The 16039-nt window shown below is 60.5% G+C and carries 13 protein-coding genes; 4 read left to right on the top strand and 9 right to left on the bottom strand.

Annotated features, from left to right (window positions below; translation table 11 throughout):
• Position 1 precedes the first annotated feature (1 nt).
• Complete coding sequence (locus tag OK411_RS12810) at positions 2–2611, bottom strand: EAL domain-containing protein (RefSeq protein ID WP_264365034.1); 2610 nt, start codon at positions 2609–2611, stop codon at positions 2–4.
• A gap of 220 nt (positions 2612–2831) precedes the next feature.
• On the opposite strand from OK411_RS12810, the gene OK411_RS12815 reads away from it, so the two are divergent.
• Positions 2832–5036, top strand: coding sequence for an OsmC domain/YcaO domain-containing protein (locus OK411_RS12815; protein ID WP_264365035.1), 2205 nt, complete (start codon positions 2832–2834; stop codon positions 5034–5036).
• Positions 5037–5229: 193 nt separating this feature from the next.
• Here OK411_RS12815 and OK411_RS12820 read toward each other — a convergent pair whose 3' ends face one another.
• The 3 genes from OK411_RS12820 to OK411_RS12830 all read right to left on the bottom strand — a co-directional run bounded on the left by OK411_RS12820 (position 5230) and on the right by OK411_RS12830 (position 7265).
• The gene (locus tag OK411_RS12820; protein ID WP_016774430.1) at positions 5230–5745 is read right to left on the bottom strand and encodes a PaaI family thioesterase; all 516 of its coding nucleotides are present in this window, start codon (positions 5743–5745) and stop codon (positions 5230–5232) included.
• A gap of 8 nt (positions 5746–5753) precedes the next feature.
• Entirely contained in the window at positions 5754–6911 is a 1158-nt protein-coding gene (locus tag OK411_RS12825; RefSeq protein WP_073474876.1) for a GGDEF domain-containing protein, read from the bottom strand.
• A 105-nt stretch (positions 6912–7016) separates the two neighbouring features.
• The gene (locus OK411_RS12830) at positions 7017–7265 is read right to left on the bottom strand and encodes a hypothetical protein (RefSeq protein WP_024012689.1); all 249 of its coding nucleotides are present in this window, start codon (positions 7263–7265) and stop codon (positions 7017–7019) included.
• Between the two features lie 167 nt (positions 7266–7432).
• Between OK411_RS12830 and OK411_RS12835 the strand changes: the two genes are divergently transcribed.
• Together OK411_RS12835 and OK411_RS12840 are read left to right on the top strand one after the other, a co-directional pair.
• On the top strand, positions 7433–8074 hold the full coding sequence (locus OK411_RS12835) for a class II glutamine amidotransferase (RefSeq protein WP_051600691.1): 642 nt from the start codon (positions 7433–7435) through the stop codon (positions 8072–8074).
• An 85-nt stretch (positions 8075–8159) separates the two neighbouring features.
• On the top strand, positions 8160–8501 hold the full coding sequence (locus OK411_RS12840) for a hypothetical protein (protein WP_071172017.1): 342 nt from the start codon (positions 8160–8162) through the stop codon (positions 8499–8501).
• An 818-nt stretch (positions 8502–9319) separates the two neighbouring features.
• Here OK411_RS12840 and OK411_RS12845 read toward each other — a convergent pair.
• The 4 genes from OK411_RS12845 to OK411_RS12860 all read right to left on the bottom strand — a co-directional run bounded on the left by OK411_RS12845 (position 9320) and on the right by OK411_RS12860 (position 13241).
• The gene (locus OK411_RS12845; RefSeq protein WP_264365036.1) at positions 9320–10276 is read right to left on the bottom strand and encodes a 2-hydroxyacid dehydrogenase; all 957 of its coding nucleotides are present in this window, start codon (positions 10274–10276) and stop codon (positions 9320–9322) included.
• A gap of 31 nt (positions 10277–10307) precedes the next feature.
• A complete protein-coding gene (locus tag OK411_RS12850; RefSeq protein WP_016774436.1) occupies positions 10308–11066 on the bottom strand; it encodes an SDR family oxidoreductase in 759 nt (252 codons plus the stop codon).
• Positions 11067–11100: 34 nt separating this feature from the next.
• Positions 11101–11793: a fumarylacetoacetate hydrolase family protein gene (locus tag OK411_RS12855; protein ID WP_016774437.1), complete on the bottom strand. Its 693-nt coding sequence runs from the start codon at positions 11791–11793 to the stop codon at positions 11101–11103.
• Between the two features lie 98 nt (positions 11794–11891).
• Positions 11892–13241 carry an MFS transporter gene (locus OK411_RS12860; protein ID WP_016774438.1) on the bottom strand — a complete coding sequence of 450 codons (1350 nt, stop codon included), beginning with the start codon at positions 13239–13241 and terminating at the stop codon, positions 11892–11894.
• 541 nt (positions 13242–13782) lie between these two features.
• Between OK411_RS12860 and OK411_RS12865 the strand changes: the two genes are divergently transcribed.
• Positions 13783–14715: a helix-turn-helix transcriptional regulator gene (locus OK411_RS12865; RefSeq protein WP_264365037.1), complete on the top strand. Its 933-nt coding sequence runs from the start codon at positions 13783–13785 to the stop codon at positions 14713–14715.
• An 8-nt stretch (positions 14716–14723) separates the two neighbouring features.
• Here OK411_RS12865 and OK411_RS12870 read toward each other — a convergent pair whose 3' ends face one another.
• Positions 14724–15917, bottom strand: a complete 1194-nt coding sequence (locus OK411_RS12870) for a GAF domain-containing sensor histidine kinase (RefSeq protein ID WP_264365038.1) — start codon at positions 15915–15917, stop codon at positions 14724–14726.
• Between the last annotated feature and the right edge of the window lie 122 nt (positions 15918–16039).

Raw genomic sequence — 16039 nt, forward strand, 5'->3', positions numbered from 1 at the left:
TTCACGTTACCCGACCTTTTTTGCTCACCAGCGACAGGCGCGAAGCCCGTAGCAGATCAGCAAAAGCCGCCTTGTCGATCGGCCGACTCATGAAATAACCCTGCACCTCGTTGCATTGATCCTTGCCGAGAATCGCCAGTTGCTCCTCGGTCTCGACGCCTTCGGCCGTCACCGTCAGCCCCATGGCTTTGCCCAGACCGATGATCGCTTGCACCACGGCACGGTCGTTGGTGCCGCTGCTGATCGAGGCGATAAAGCGTTTGTCGATCTTGATCCCGTCGAATGGATAGGCGCGTAGGTAACCGAGCGACGAATAACCGGTGCCGAAGTCGTCCATGTTCAGACGCACGCCGAGCTCCTTGAGCTGATTCATGGTGGTCAGCGCGCCGTCGGTGTCATTGAGCATCACGTTCTCGGTGATCTCCAGCTCCAGACGGCTGGCCGGGAAACGCGTATCCACCAGCACTTCACGAACATCCTCGACGACATCGCTGAGGGCGAACTGCGCAGGCGAAAGGTTGACCGACAGCAGAATGTCATGGGGCCATTCCAGCGCGGTTTCGCAGGCTTCGCGCAGCACCCAGCGGCCCAGCGGTACGATCAGGTCGGTCTGCTCGGCCAGCGGAATGAACACGTCCGGCCCGAGCAGGCCCTGGGTCGGATGCTGCCAGCGCACCAGCGCCTCCACCGAGACGATGTGTTTGCCGTCGACCTTGTAGCGCGGCTGATAGTGCAAGACGAATTCGTTGTGTTTTAGCGCATGGCGCAGGTCATCTTCCATTTGCCGGCGCGTCTGGATCTGGTCGCTCATGTGCGCTTCGAAGTAGCACCAAGTGTTCTTGCCGTCGGATTTGGCTTGATACAGCGCGATGTCGGCGTAGCGGATCAGATCGCTGGCGACGAAACCGTGTCGACGACTCAGGGCGATGCCGACACTGGCGCCGATATGCAGCGGATGCTGTTCGTAGAGGATCGGCTGATGCAGGCTGCCGATCAGCCGTGTGCAGAATTTGTCGATCTCGTTATGGCTGTCCATGCCATTGAGCACCACGACGAATTCATCACCACCGAGGCGGGCGACGAGGTCGTGCTCGCGGGTGCATTCGCGCAGGCGCGTGGCGACTTCCTGGAGGACCGCGTCACCGGCAGGATGGCCGAGGGAATCGTTGATCGGTTTGAAGTTGTCCAGATCGATCATCAGCAGCGACAGCGGCGGCGCGTGTTCCTTCAATACCAGGACGTCGTCGAGATAACGCGCCAGTTTGTTGCGGTTGGGCAGGCCGGTCAGGGCGTCATGCATCGACAGGTGCTGGATCTGCGCATGGGCGGCGACTTCGTCGGTGATATCGCTGGCAGTGCCGCGATAGCCGACGACGCTGTCCTTGTCGAAAATCGGCCGCGCCGAGAGCCGGCAGTGGCGTGGCTGCCCGGAGTGATCGCGATAAGTACAGCGCAAATCGCCGGCGCTGTTTTCTTCGCTGAGTTTGCGCAGCCATAGTTCCAGTGGCGTGGTGTCGCAAGTCAGTAATTCGCCGATGTCCTGGCCCAGCCAGAGGGCTTGCGGGTAGCCGGTGACTTCGCTGAAGCGTGCCGACAGATAGGTCAGCGCCAACTGATCATCAACTTCCCAGATCCAGTCTGACGCCGCTTCGGCCACGGCGCGAAAGCGTTCTTCACTGGCTTCGAGGGCATGATTGGCTTTCTCGAGTGCCTGATTCGAGGCCTGCATGGCATGGATACTGTTGTCGACGTATTGCGAAGAACGCAGGGCGTGGCGGAAGAAGTATGCCGTCAGCAGCATCAGCACCAGAAACGTCGCGCCGAGCGGCGGCACCAGCGTCCATAGCAATTGCTGGCCGGGTCGTTGCAGGTCGGCAACCAGACTGTAGCCGGTGCTGTCGAGGGGCACGCTTGGATGGCCTTTCTCAATGGTGCCGTCCGGGACCAGGCTCAGGTTCGTCAGGCCATAACCGCTGCCGATCTTGCGCAGTTTGGTCGGGGTCAGCTTGTCGACGAACACCAGCACCGAGGTGTTTCTCAATTCATCCAGCGGGCGCTCGTCATTGGGAATGATCGCGGCAGCGGTGATCAGCGCCGGCCAGCCTTCGAACAATGAATAACTGCTGATCGGCTTGGTCAGATCAGGCTGACTCAGCACCTGCTCGACCAGCGCCGAGGCGGGCGCTTGCAGTACGCTGGATACGTCGGTTTCAACCATCTGCCCGCGAATCACTGCGTACTTGGTGCGATTGCGATCGAGGACGAAAACGCCGTCATAGCCGTCGCTGGTGAACAGGGTCTTGCCCATGTTCTGTTCGGTGTAGGCCCAGTTGACGTCGATCGGCCCGCTCAAGGCCTCATAGGCGCGGGTCCAGTAGGCGTAACTGGTGATGTAGTTTTTCGACGCGGTGATGCGGTTTTCCACGGCGCGCACGGAATAGAACTGGTTCTGTTCCAGATCTTTCGCGTCAAGGGTATTGGCGATGCCAAGCAGGGTGCTGATCGCGGCGATGACACCCGCAACGAACAGTGCGCCAACGGCGATGGCCAGGCGCCGGGTCACGGCGCGTTGCGGGGTGGGGATTGGCTGCGCAGGGAGAGTAACGGCCATGTGCTCGTCCTTGATCCGGTGTCTTCTGAATCTAGAACAATGGCGAGCGCACAATGTTCAGATTGTTGTTATTGGTATCGCCTGGATTTTTTCAAAGTGTAGCGAATCCGTTGGAATTTCCAGCAGCGCCGGCCAGCGGCGAATCCCGAAAGGGCGAGACTTCCCGCACAAAAACCGGATAATGGCCGCCATTCGTTTAGCCGTATTCTGGTAATCCCGCATGGAAATCAAGGTCAACTTTCTCGACAACCTTCGACTTGAAGCCAAGTTCGACGACTTCACGGTGATCGCCGATCAGCCCATCCGCTACAAGGGCGATGGCTCGGCACCGGGGCCGTTCGACTACTTCCTGGCGTCGTCGGCCTTGTGCGCGGCTTACTTCGTCAAGCTGTACTGCGACACGCGCAACATCCCGACAGAGAACATTCGCCTGTCGCAGAACAACATCGTCGACCCGGAAAACCGCTACAACCAGATCTTCAAGATTCAGGTCGAATTGCCCGCCGACATCTCGGACAAGGATCGCCAGGGCATCCTCCGTTCCATCGACCGCTGCACCGTGAAGAAGGTGGTGCAGACCGGCCCCGAGTTCATCATCGAAGAAGTCGACAACCTCGACGCCGATGCCCAGGCCTTGTTGATGCCGCAGTCCGATTCCCAGGCAGGCACCTACATCGCCGGCAAGGACCTGCCGCTGGAACAGACCATCGCCAACATGTCGAAGATTCTTGTCGACCTCGGCATGAAGATCGAAATCGCCTCGTGGCGCAACATCGTGCCCAACGTCTGGTCGCTGCACATTCGCGATGCGCATTCGCCGATGTGCTTCACCAACGGCAAGGGCGCGACCAAGGAAGGCGCACTGGCGTCGGCGCTGGGCGAGTTCATCGAGCGCCTCAATTGCAACTTCTTCTATAACGACCAGTTCTGGGGCGAAGACATCGCCAACGCCGAATTCGTCCATTATCCGGACGAGAAATGGTTCAAGCCGGGTCCGAAAGACGAATTGCCTAGCGAAATTCTCGACGACTACACCCTCGGCATTTACAACCGCGACGGCGAACTGCGTGGCTCGCACCTGTACGACACCAACTCCGGCAACACCCAGCGCGGCATCTGCTCGCTGCCGTTCGTGCGCCAGTCGGACGGTGAAGTGGTGTACTTCCCGTCCAACCTGATCGAAAACCTCTACCTGAGCAACGGCATGAGCGCCGGCAACACCCTGGCCGAAGCGCAGGTGCAGTGCCTGTCGGAAATTTTCGAGCGCGCAGTCAAACGCGAAATCCTCGAAGGCGAAATGGCCCTGCCGGACGTACCGCAAGAGGTACTGGAGAAATACCCGAGCATCCTCGCCGGCATCAAGGGCCTGGAAGAGCAGGGCTTCCCGGTGCTGGTCAAGGACGCCTCGCTGGGCGGTGAATTCCCGGTGATGTGCGTGACCCTGATGAACCCGCGCACTGGCGGCGTCTTCGCTTCCTTCGGCGCGCACCCGAGCCTGGAAGTTGCGCTGGAACGCAGCCTGACCGAACTGCTTCAGGGCCGCAGCTTTGAAGGCCTCAACGACTTGCCGCAGCCGACGTTCTCGGGGCAGGCAGTCACCGAACCGAACAACTTCGTCGAGCACTTCATCGATTCCAGCGGTGTGGTGTCGTGGCGCTTCTTCAGTGCCAAGCCAGACTTCGAATTCGTCGAGTGGGACTTCTCAGGCCAAGGCGAAAACTCCAACGCCGAAGAAGCCGCGACCCTGTTCGGCATCCTCGAAAACATGGGCAAGGAAGTCTACATGGCGGTCTACGAGCACATCGGCGCCAAGGCCTGCCGCATCCTCGTGCCGGATTACTCGGAGATCTACCCGATCGAAGACCTGATCTGGGACAACACCAACAAAGCCCTGCAATTCCGCGCCGACATCCTCAACCTGCACAATCTCAGCAAAGTCGGCCTGCGCAACCTCGTTCAGGGGCTGGAGCGCAGCGAGCAGGACGATTACACCGATATCACCACACTGATCGGCATCGAGTTCGATGACAACACACCGTGGGGCAAGTTGACGATTCTGGAACTGCGCCTGCTGATCTACCTCGCGCTGCAGAAGTTTGACGAGGCCAAGGATCTGGTCGAGGCATTCCTGCAATACAACGACAACACCGTTGAGCGTGGCTTGTTCTATCAAGCGGTCAATGTGGTGCTGGAGATGGAGCTGGACGAGGATCTCGAGCTGGAAGACTACGAGGCCAACTTCCGCCGGATGTTTGGTGACGAGCGTATGGATGCGGCGATTGGTTCGGTCAATGGCAGCGTACGGTTCTATGGCCTGACACCGACGAGCATGAAGCTGGAAGGGTTGGATCGGCATTTGCGCTTGATCGAGAGCTATAAAAAGCTGCATGCGGCGCGGGCGGGTGTGGCGGCTTTGTCGCGTTGAAGAGCTGGCTCACGTTTCGCTTTCGGCTTGAGTGTGGCTGCGTGGCTTGAACCGCAGCCCCTCACCCCAGCCCTCTCCCGAGGGAGAGGGAGCCGATTTTCAAGCTTTTCAGAATTTGTGTTCGACTCGGTTTCCCAGGTCGGCCTATCTCCACCAGACACTGCGGTCAGTTCCCTCTCCCTTTGGTAGAGGGCTAGGGTGAGGGGCTTTGGCTTTCGCGGCCATGCGCTGCATCCGCCAACTGCCCCGTATCCACCCGCACAAACACCGAATCACCCACTGCCGTCAGCACTTCCCCGGCATACACTTCGCAAATCACCCGGGTCTTGCGCCCGACTTCACCTTCGACCCGTGCACGCAAGAGCAGCGGTACGCCCATCGGCGTTGGCTTGATGAACTTGATCCCGAGGTTACCGGTGACGCAGTCGATGCGCGGCAGGCTGCCGGCTTCGCGGTTTTCTGCGCGGTAGTGCCAGGCCATGGCGGTCCAGTTGGAGTGACAGTCGACGAGCATGGCAATCAGCCCGCCGTAAACCAGATCCGGCCAGCCGCAATATTGAGCGTCGGGCAGATGCTCGGCGATGACGTGGCTGCCGTCCTCATCCCAACGACTTTTCACGTGCAGGCCTTGCGGATTGCGGCCGCCGCAGCCGTAACAAACGCCTTCGGGGGCGGCGAGGTCTTGCAGCGGGGTGGCGTGGCTGGACATGGCTGGGGTCATCCTGGAGTGGCGAGGCCGGACAGGCGCAAGCGGTTGCGGCCGCCGCGTTTGGACTCGTAGAGCGCGGCGTCGCCAAGTTCGATCAGCGCCGCCAGACTGGCCGGCGGTTTGTCGAACAGGGTGGCGCCGATGCTCAAAGTCACCGCAGCGGACGTGGGATAGGTGTGCGACGCCAAGGCCAGAAACTGTTCGCGCAAGGCATTGCCCAGTTCAAGGATAGCTTCGGCTGAGGCGTTGTTGAGCAACATCAGAAACTCATCGCCACCCAGCCGCGCCGTCAGCGCATGGGGCGGCAGCTGGGCGCGGATCATCTCGCTCAGGGCAATCAGCAAGCGATCACCGGCGATATGCCCGTACTGGTCGTTGACCAGTTTGAAGTTGTCGATATCGATCAACAGCAACGCACCCGGTCTTTGCGCTGAGACACCGGCCAACAGGCGTGGCGTGCGTTTTTCCAGGGCGCGGCGGTTGTAGAGGGCCGTGAGCGGATCGCGCTCGGCGAGGCGGGCGATCTGCTTTTCCCGGCGATAACGCTCGGTGCCGGTCATCGACAGGGCGATCAACATGATCGCCATCGCGCCTTCGACCAGCGAGATCTGAATGATCTCGCCACGAAACGCCGCCAGATCGATCAGCGTGCCGGGGATCACCACGGTCAGGGCCTTGGCCACATAAAAGATGCCGTGGCCGAGCAGCACATAGCGCAATTGCACCGCGCCAACGCTCAACGACTTGCCGTGCGGGCGCAGAAGCGAACTGGCCTTGAGTGTCGGGATCGCCACCAGCAGCGAGTTGGCTACCAGCATGGCCTTGGACCACAGCGGGCCGTCCGGCAACATCAACATGATCAGCCACGTCGCGAAAATCAGGTACCACGCCGGCGACAGTCGGGTCTGGGTGAAGCGCGCCACACCGAGCAGGAAAAAGAAGTGCGCGGTCACCAGCAGGCCGTTGGCGAACCAGATGCCCAGCAGCAGAAAACCGCTGCTGCGCAGCAGAGCGAGGGTGGAACCGATGGTGATGGTGGCGAAACCGGCGCTCCAGAACAGTAGCGAAGGCTCACGGATGCTGCGCCACTCGACCGCCAGGTACAGCGCGGCAGCGGCTGCGAGGGCGATCGTGATGGTCAGCATCGTTGGCGGGTCGAGCGGCATTTCCGGGCAGGCCTGTCTGTATGGCAATAGGCCTGCGATTGTAAGCGTTTGGTCAGGTTTTTCGCAGGGGGCGTGTTGCCGGGCAGACCACTGGCGCTCCAGCGGTCACTCTTGCGGGCTTAGCCAGGTGTCTACCACGCGGCGATCGAGCTCTTCCCAATAGGCCATGCCCAGCACCCGCGTGGTGTTGAGCCCGCGCAGGTAACCGCGCAGTTGCTGGGCAGTGTCGCGGATCAGTTGCGCATCGCGGCTGTTTTTGTCCAGCAGGATGCTTTCGTACTGCATCAGGTATTCGGCTACGCGGTCGCGATATTCGGGCAGCACGGTGTCACGGATCAGATCAAACGTTCTCAAGGCGAGACCCTCATCATTTTTCTTGAATGTATCCAGTGTGCATCAGTCTGCGCGACGCGCAACTATTGCTGGAAGTAATAGTGACCATCAAGAAACGCAAGTTCTGCTTTGCCGGCGATCGGCGGAAAATCGCCTCCATCGAAGACGCAGCTCAAGGAAATTGCGCGATGAACATTCTGACTCGACTGGCAATGATCGCCCTGCTGATGGGCGGGGTGGTTACTGCACCGGCTTACGCAGACGACGCCCGGTCGTGTCACCTGCAACCCATCGCCGCCAGCGCCTCGGCGTTGCAGCACACGCAGACAGTGGGTGTGTTGTTGAGCGAAAACACGTTGCAGAACCTGCAATACCTGGAGCGCTACCACGACATGGCGCTGAACGGTGCGAAAGACGCACTGGACTCGCGAATCCGCGACGCCTTTGTCGGCAGCTCCGACCCGGAACTGGCCCTCGACTGGCTGGTGAGTTCGCTGCAACAGCAGTTCGTCTCGGTGACCGTCTACGACAACCTCGATGCGCTGGTTCAGGCCCATCCGGACGTGGTGGTCAAGCTCGACACCTTCAACCGCTTGCTGACTCAGCGCAACAGTTTGGTCGAGGCGCGCTTCTCTGCGCGGTTCTATGACGCCGACCTGCAATACATCGGCAAGGCCGAGGGGGCGATTGAGCAAGAGTTGCCTTCGGTGTGGGTGCACAACCAGGCGGCGCCGCAGATCGCCGCGCAGATCAATCAGCAACGTGACCTGCAACTCAATGCGCTGAAGCAATTCGATGTGTCGCTCAAGGCCCTGGTGGCGTCGAGCTGATTCTTAAAACGTAAATGGCAACGGCGGCGCCGTGAAGTCGAACCGTTGCCGGTTGAACCGAACCTTTATTTTCAGGATTTACCCCATGCGTCCTTTATTCGTGCCAGCCATGGCTTTTGTTTCCCTGTTGCTCGCCGGTTGCGCTTCGGCGCCAAACGATCCGACCCTGACCTTGCAGACCAGCAAGACGCCGGCGCAGTACGCCGATTGCGTGGTGCCGAAATTGCAGGGCAGTGCGTTGAATCCGACGGTTTCGCAGAGTCAGCGCAGTTATCGGATTGTGGTGCCGAGCAAGGTGTCGGCGGATAACGTGTTGGAGGCGTACAAGGCGGGGAAGGGCGGCAAGGTGTTCATTTATGAGCGGCATTTGCTGGCGTCGAATTTGTTGCCTTCGAGTTTTGAGCGGGCGGCTCAGGAGTGTATTTGATCTGAGCGCTTGAATGGTTTTGACAGAGCTCCTTTGGTTGGCCGCAACCAACCAATTTTTTCGCCCCACACTGGTTTTCGGTTGTGGGGTTTTTTTTTGTGTTCTTGGCGGCCTTTGGGCCGACCATGCTCTGGGGGTTCTGGGTGAATATCCGTTTTTGGTGGTGTTGCGGCTGGCGGTTTCGCCCTTACGGCGAGGCACTTTTTCCAGACGCCGAAAAAGTACTCAAAAAGGCTTCGCCCTGACGTTCGGCCCGCTCGCTGGAGCTCGGGGTTCCTTCGCTCCGGAATCGATCCGGGCGCAGCGGCTACGGTTTGCTTCGCTGCACCTCCTTCCGCTGTGTCTGGCTGCGCCAGACGGTCGCTGCGCTCCCACCCCCGGATCAATCCCTCCACTCAGCCTGCCGACGGGCTCCAGGATCAAAAGCTACTCGAGCTTGTGCTCATCGTGTTGGGTGGCGGGACGGCCTGCTTGGTTTGCTTTTGCTTTTCTGTGGGAGCGAGCCTGCTCGCGAAGGCGGCCTGACAGCCGACCGATTTTTTTGTGGGGCGCGATCCAACTGTAGGAGCTGCCGAAGGCTGCGATCTTTTGATCTGGCCTTTGCTTTTGCTTTTCTGTTGAGAGCAAGCCTGCATTGGACGTTGGGTGTTGACCAATTCCTGTTCACGCCACAAAAACCTGTGGGAGCTGGCTTGCCAGCGAAGGCGGCCTGACAGACGCCCTATTTCTCACTGAATGTACGCAATCAAACCTGTGGGAGCGAGCCTGCTCGCGAAGGCGGTGTGTGCCGCGATCACGAACAGCGCTCCGGAACCCGTTCACCCCGTCACACACCCAACCGGCACTTTACCCGCAAACGTATCAACCAGACTCGCCACCACCATTTCCCCCATCCGCGTGCGTGTCTGAAGTGTGGCGCTGGCCCGATGCGGTTGCAGCACCACTTGTTCATTAGCAAACAACGCTTCAGGCACATTCGGTTCATCGACAAACACATCCAGCCCAGCCCCGGCAATCTCTCCCGCTGAAAGCGCGGCCACCAGATCCGCCTCATTCACCAGTTTGCCCCGGGCGACGTTGATCAGATAACCGTCCTTGCCCAGCGCTTGCAGCACTGGCGCGTCGATGATCGCTTCGCCCTTGTCCGCCGCGGCGGCGAGGATCAGGGCGTCGCTGTCGCGGGCCAGTTGTTTGAGGTCGGCGACGAAGGTGTGGGGGACGTCGCTCATCGGTTGCAGGTCGGTGTAGCTGATCGGGCAGCCGAAGGCGGCGGCGCGGGTGGCGATGGCGCGGCCGACGCGGCCCATGCCGACGATGCCGATGCGCATGCCGGAGACTTGTCGGGCCAAGGGCAGCGGGGCGAGTGGGGTTGGGCTTTGCGGCCATTGGCCGGAGCGCACGTAGCGGTCGCTGGTGCACAGGCCGCGACAGACCGAGATGAGCAGGCCGATGGCGAGGTCGGCGACGTCTTCGGTGAGGGCGCCGATGGTGGCGGTGACGCGGATGCCGCGATCGCGGGCGTAGGCCAGATCGACGGCATCGGTGCCGACGCCGTTGACCGCGACGACTTCCAGGTTCGGCAGTTGCGCCATCAGCGCCTGGCTGATGCCGGTGTGGCCGCCGGTGATGACGCCGCGAATGCTGGCGCCGTGTTCCTTTATGTAGGCGGGTTTGTCCGCTTGCTGGAAGTAGCGGCGTACGGTGAACAGTTCGTCCAGACGCGCGTTGATTGCCGGGATCAGGATCGGGCTCAGTTGCAGGATTTCTGGCTTCATGGCTACCTCGTTACGCAATAAAAAGGCCGGCTCAACCGCGGCCGGCAAACGGCATGGCGCTGGCCATGACGGTCATGTTCAGGACGTTGGCTGACAGCGGCAGGCCGGCGATGTAGCGCACTGCATCGGCGACGTGTTTGACGTCGACCATCGGCTCGACGGCGATGCTGCCGTTGGCCTGGCGTACGCCTTTGGTCATGCGCACCGACATTTCCGTCAGGGCATTGCCGATGTCGATCTGGCTACAGGCAATGTTGAATTCACGGCCATCCAGCGCCAGGGATTTGGTCAGGCCGAGCACGGCGTGTTTGCTCGCGGTGTAGGCGCTGCTGAACGGGCGCGGTGTGTGTGCCGAGATGGAACCGTTGTTGATGATTCGTCCGCCCTGCGGCTGTTGTTTGCGCATCAGCCCGAACGCGCCGCGAGCGCAGAGAAAGACGCCGTTGAGGTTGGTGTCGATCACGTTGCGCCACTGCTCGAAGGTCAGCTCGTCCAGCGGCACGGCGGGGGCGTTGACGCCGGCGTTGTTGAAGACCACATCGAGGCGCCCGTAGACCTCGGCAATGGTCGCGAACAGCACGTCGACACTGGCCGGGTCACGCACGTCGGTGGGCACCGCCAAGGCTTGATAACCCTGGCTCTGCGCCAGTTCGGCCAACGCTTGCAAGGGCTCGGGCCGGCGTCCGGCGAGCACGAGGGTGAAACCGTCAGCCATCAGGCCCAGCGCCACGGCGCGGCCGATGCCACTGCCGGCGCCGGTCACCAGCGCGACTTTTAAAGGGGTAGTCATATTGTTGTTCTCCTTTTTTCTCAATCCGCTGGAATCAGGGCCGTGGGCCGACGCGCATTTCCAGGTGGCCGATGCCGTCGATGCCGGCGTTGATCACATCGCCCGGTTGCAGGCTGTCAACGCCGGCGGGGCTGCCGGTCATGATCAGGTCGCCGGCGCGCAGGGCCACGGATTGCGAGATGCGCGCGATTACTTCACTGACCGACCAGATCTGGCTGTCGAGATTGTCGCGCTGGCGTTCTTCGCCGTTGACGTTCAGCCACAATTCGCCCTCGGGATGGCCGCTGCGGCTAACCGGGACGACGGCAGTCATTGGCGCGGCACCGTCGAACACCTTGGCGCCTTCCCACGGCAAGCCGTTGCTCTTGGCTGCGCGTTGCACATCGCGGCGGGTCAGGTCGAGGCCGGCGGCGTAGCCCCACACGTAGGCGAGCGCTTGATCCTCGGGGATATTGGCGCCGCCTTCACCGATGGCGACGACCAGTTCGATTTCGTGAACGAAGTCCTCGCACACTGAGGGGAAGGCGACGTCGCCGACGGCATCGACCACGCAACTTGCCGGTTTCATGAAAAACACTGGCGGCTGGCGCGACTGGCCTTGAGTGTCCGGCCATGGGTAGTTGCGGCCGACACAGAACACCCGGCCAACGGGGAAGCGCTGCTCGGTGCCGAGTACAGGCAAAGTCACGGGCAGATCCGGGGTAAAGACGTATTCAGTCATGTTCATCCTGCGGGTCATCCTGTTTGAAAGGGCAGCGTACGGCGGCTGGCGTCGGTGAAGTTGGACGAAAGCCGCCTGCGTTTGGACAAATCCGGGTTCTTGCCTCAGCGCACCTTCAGCTCGATGCGATACAGGCGCCCGAGCAGTAACGAATAGGAGAGGGTGCCGATCAGCGCCACGCCGCCGATAAACCAGAAGGCATAGGCGAAGGTGCCGGTGGCGTGGACGATGGCGCCGATCACGATCGGCGTGACGATGCCGCCGATGTTCGCCGCCAGGCTGGTAATGCCGCCGGTGAGGCCGATCAGCTCTTTTGGCGCCACTTCCGATACCGCCGCCCACGACGAGGACGCGATGCCTTGGGCGAAGAAGGCGATGGTCAGCACGGCGATGCAGATCAGGTTGGAGTCGGTGAAATTCACCAACACGATCGACATGCCCAGCATCGAACCGACCACCAGCGGCAACTTGCGCGCAAACGACATCGAGTAGCCGCGACGGATCAGCAGGTCGGAAACGATGCCGGCCAGCAGAATCCCCACCGTGGCACCGACGAAGGGCAGCACGGCGAAGATCCCGGCCTTGATCATGGTCAGTTTGCGTTCTTCGATCAGGTAGGTCGGGAACCAGGTGAGGAAGAAGTACAGCGCCGAGGTGCTGGCGAACTTGCCGATGCAGATCGCCCAGATCTGCCGATAGCTGAACAGCTCGGCAATCTGCCGCCAGTTGAAGCGGGTGCGCTCCTGGCTGCTCTTGACCAGACCGCCGCCGGTTTCGATGTACTTCAATTCTTCCTGGCTGACTTTCTTGCAGTTCAGCGGATCGCGATACAGGTACAGCCACAGCACACCGAAGACGATGCCGAGTGCGCCGGTGCTGTAGAACACGTGGCGCCAGTCAAAAGTGGTCGCCAGCCACAGCAGCGCGCCGGTGAACAGCGCCGTGCCGAGGTACTGACCGCACACGTAAATGCTGCTGGCCATCCCGCGTTCCCGCGCCGGGAACCACACCGTCACCGCGCGGCTGTTGGCCGGAAAAGCCGGGGCTTCCATGGCGCCGACCGCCAGGCGCAGGCCAAACAGTGAAGCAAATCCAGTGGCGAAACCCTGGCAAACGGTGACGGTCGACCAACTGATCAGCGATACGCCGTAGGTGAAGCGCGAACCAAACCGATCAGCGATGAACCCGGCCGGTACCAGTGCCAAGGCATAGGTCCAGGCGAACGCGGAGAAGATCAGGCCCATCTCGATCTTGTCCAGGCCCAAATCCTTGGCCATGAACGGCGCGGCGATCGAGATGTTCACCCGGTCGATGTAATTGATGATCGTCGCGATCAGCAGCAACGACAGCATGAACCAGCGCCGCCGGGTAGGCAGACGCTGCGTCGTAACGGCATCGCGTGCACCGGCAATCACCGGCGGCACCGTGGCACTGGAAGAATGGGAGTTGGACATGCGGAGACCTCGTTATTGTTAGAAGAGTCGAGATTTTTCGAGCAGCCGATGCCGTTGCCCGCAACGTGTGGGGCAAGGCAATCGAACGGGTTGCAGCGCGGCTTTCAGACGTTCAGGAACGTCTTTGTGCGATTGATTTCAAGGGGAGGTCGGGCGGGGCGGCGAGGGGAAATAGCAGGATCATGACGTGCGCACCTTTGATTGTTTTTGAAAGAGGTTGGGCTGCGTTGGTCATTACAGTGGTCGTACAACGGTTCTAAATCAACCGATGGGTTAGAACGTTTTTTCTTGAAAAAAGTGGATTTGGCGAACGTGTCCAAAAAGATAAATACGATTTGTCTTGAGAATAAAGATCAGATTTAAATCTCAAGCAACTGAAAAATAACGACTATCACTGTTTTTAAGCTAATGCGCTTTTTGGACAGGCTCATCGCGAGGCTTCTTTCAAAAAAGCCAATGTCATCGTATGACTCATTGCCGCCCACCGCCCAACCCTGCAAGATGACAGGCGCTACCTCACTGCCCGGAGGACCTTCTGCCCATGTCTTCACCCAGCCGTATCCCGACTTACGTCATGCAGCAACGCAGCGAATTGACCGATTTCTACATTCGCGACAAAAAGGGTCGTCGCGCCGAAACCGCGCCTCACCGGCACGAGTACTTCCAGATCCAGATCAACCTCGGTGGCGACACCGTGCAGCACATCGGCAGCGTCCAGCGGCCATTCCCGCGCAACACCCTGGCGTTCATCCTGCCGCACCGCGTGCATGTGATTCCGCATCCCGCAGACAGCAATTTCATCGTCATCAATTTTTCCCAGACGTTTCTCTTGCCGCATCTGCAATGCGACCCGATGGATCTGGAAGAGGTGTCCATCCTGCTCGCGCCGGAGCTATCGCCGTTCCGCTTTCAGGAACATCTGGATTTCATTTTGGGCGATGAGGATTTCGCTCAGGTCTGCGGCCTGATCGAACAGATGCGCGCACTCGATGAGAACCGTCAGTTCGGCACGCGGGAAATGCTCAAGGGCTTGTTGCTGCAGATGATCGGTAGCGTGTGTTTTCTCTACGCCGAGCCGCTCAAGCGTCTGGCGGAAGAGAATGCCGCCGAGAACAGTCGTCGCGACGCCTTGAGCCGCATGTTCGAGTATTTGCGGAAGAACATCGCCGATCCTGACCTCAACCTGATCAAAGTCGCCGCTGCGACCTATCTGTCACCGACCTACTTGACGCACTGGCTGCGCAAAGAGATCGGCAAGACCTTCACCGAGCTGGTGCTGGAGCGGCGCATGCACGCGGCGCGCAACTTCCTCCTCAACAGTACGCGCTCGGTGGGCGAAGTGGCGCGGTTGTGCGGGTTCGCCGATGAGGCCTATTTCTCCCGGCGGTTTCGCCAGATTCATGGCCAGCCACCGGGGCAGTTCCGCCGCCGCCAGCTCAACCCGGACACGCCGCAGACGCCGCTGGATACTTAGAGCGGCGCTCAGACCCACTTGAAGCGGGCAGGGAAGCGCGCGACAAAACAGGTGCCCGTTTCACGGTCGGATGTCACGCTCAAGGTGCCGTTGTGCGCATTGGCAATCTGCCCGGCGATGTACAAGCCCAGTCCCAACCCTTCATGACGCTGGCCTGCTTCGGAACGGGAAAACGGTTCGAACAGCAGCGGCATCAGCGCAGGCGGGATCGGCGTGCCCTGATTGGTCAACGAAATAACGAATTCGTCGCCCTCGGCAAAGGCTTTGAGCACGATCGGTTCGGCCGTGGAACCGTGGGTCACGGCGTTGCCCAGCAGATTCGACAACAACTGGCTGATGCGCAGCGGGTCGCAATAGACCCCGGCCGGCACCTCCAGCGAATCAATAAACTTCGCCTGCGGGTAGGCCACCTGGATTTCTTCCAGGGTCTGGCGCAGCGTTTGCTGCAAGTCATCGACCAGTTTGCGCTGCACCGGGATGCCACTGCCGAGCCGACCCCGGGCGAAGTCGAGGATGTTTTCGATCAGCACGCCCATGCGCACCGAGCTGGTGCGAATCGCCGACAGTAGCGTGCGCGAGCGCTTGTCCTCGACTTTGCTTTCCAGCAGATCTGCACTCATGCGGATGGCACTGAGTGGCGTGCGCAAGTCATGGCCCAGTACGGCGATGAACTGCTCGCGCAGACGGCCCATTTCGTTGGCATCGGCCAGCGCGGTTTTGGTCGCGTGCAAATGGCCTTGGGTATCCAGGCTCATCGCAATCAGTTGGGCGAAGAGGGTGAGGGTCTTTTCGATGGCCGGGTCGTCAAGGTTCGCCGGCACCGAATCAATGGCGCACAGCGTGCCGAAAAACTCGCCATCGGCCTTGATGATCGGAATGGAAATGTAGCTTTCCAGACCGTAGGTTTTCGGCGTGTGATGCGTGGAGAACAGCGGGTGCTGGCTGGCATGGCCGAAGATCACCGGCTGATGGTGCTGACGGATCTCATGACAAATCGTCGATTCCAGCACCAGTTCGCCGCCGGGCAACAGGCCGAAGTCAATCGAATCATCCACGGCGCAGGCGATCCACTTGCTCTCGGTGACCCGCGCTACGGCGGCGAAGCGCATACCGGTGATGTGCTTGACCATGCTCAGGATCACCGGCACAGCGTCAATGCTGCCGATGGCCTGGAGGTCGGAGGAGAAATCTGTCTGGGGCATGGCCGGTGCTTCGCGAAAGTGTCGCCAGAGACTATCGGTAATTGCCGGCCTTGCCTAATGAACCTGCAAAAAAGGGCACCGGGAAAACTCCCGGCGCCCTGTGTGGTGCTTGCTGAGCGCTA

Source organism: Pseudomonas sp. RG1, assembly GCF_025910115.1.
GTDB classification, from domain to species: domain Bacteria; phylum Pseudomonadota; class Gammaproteobacteria; order Pseudomonadales; family Pseudomonadaceae; genus Aquipseudomonas; species Aquipseudomonas atacamensis.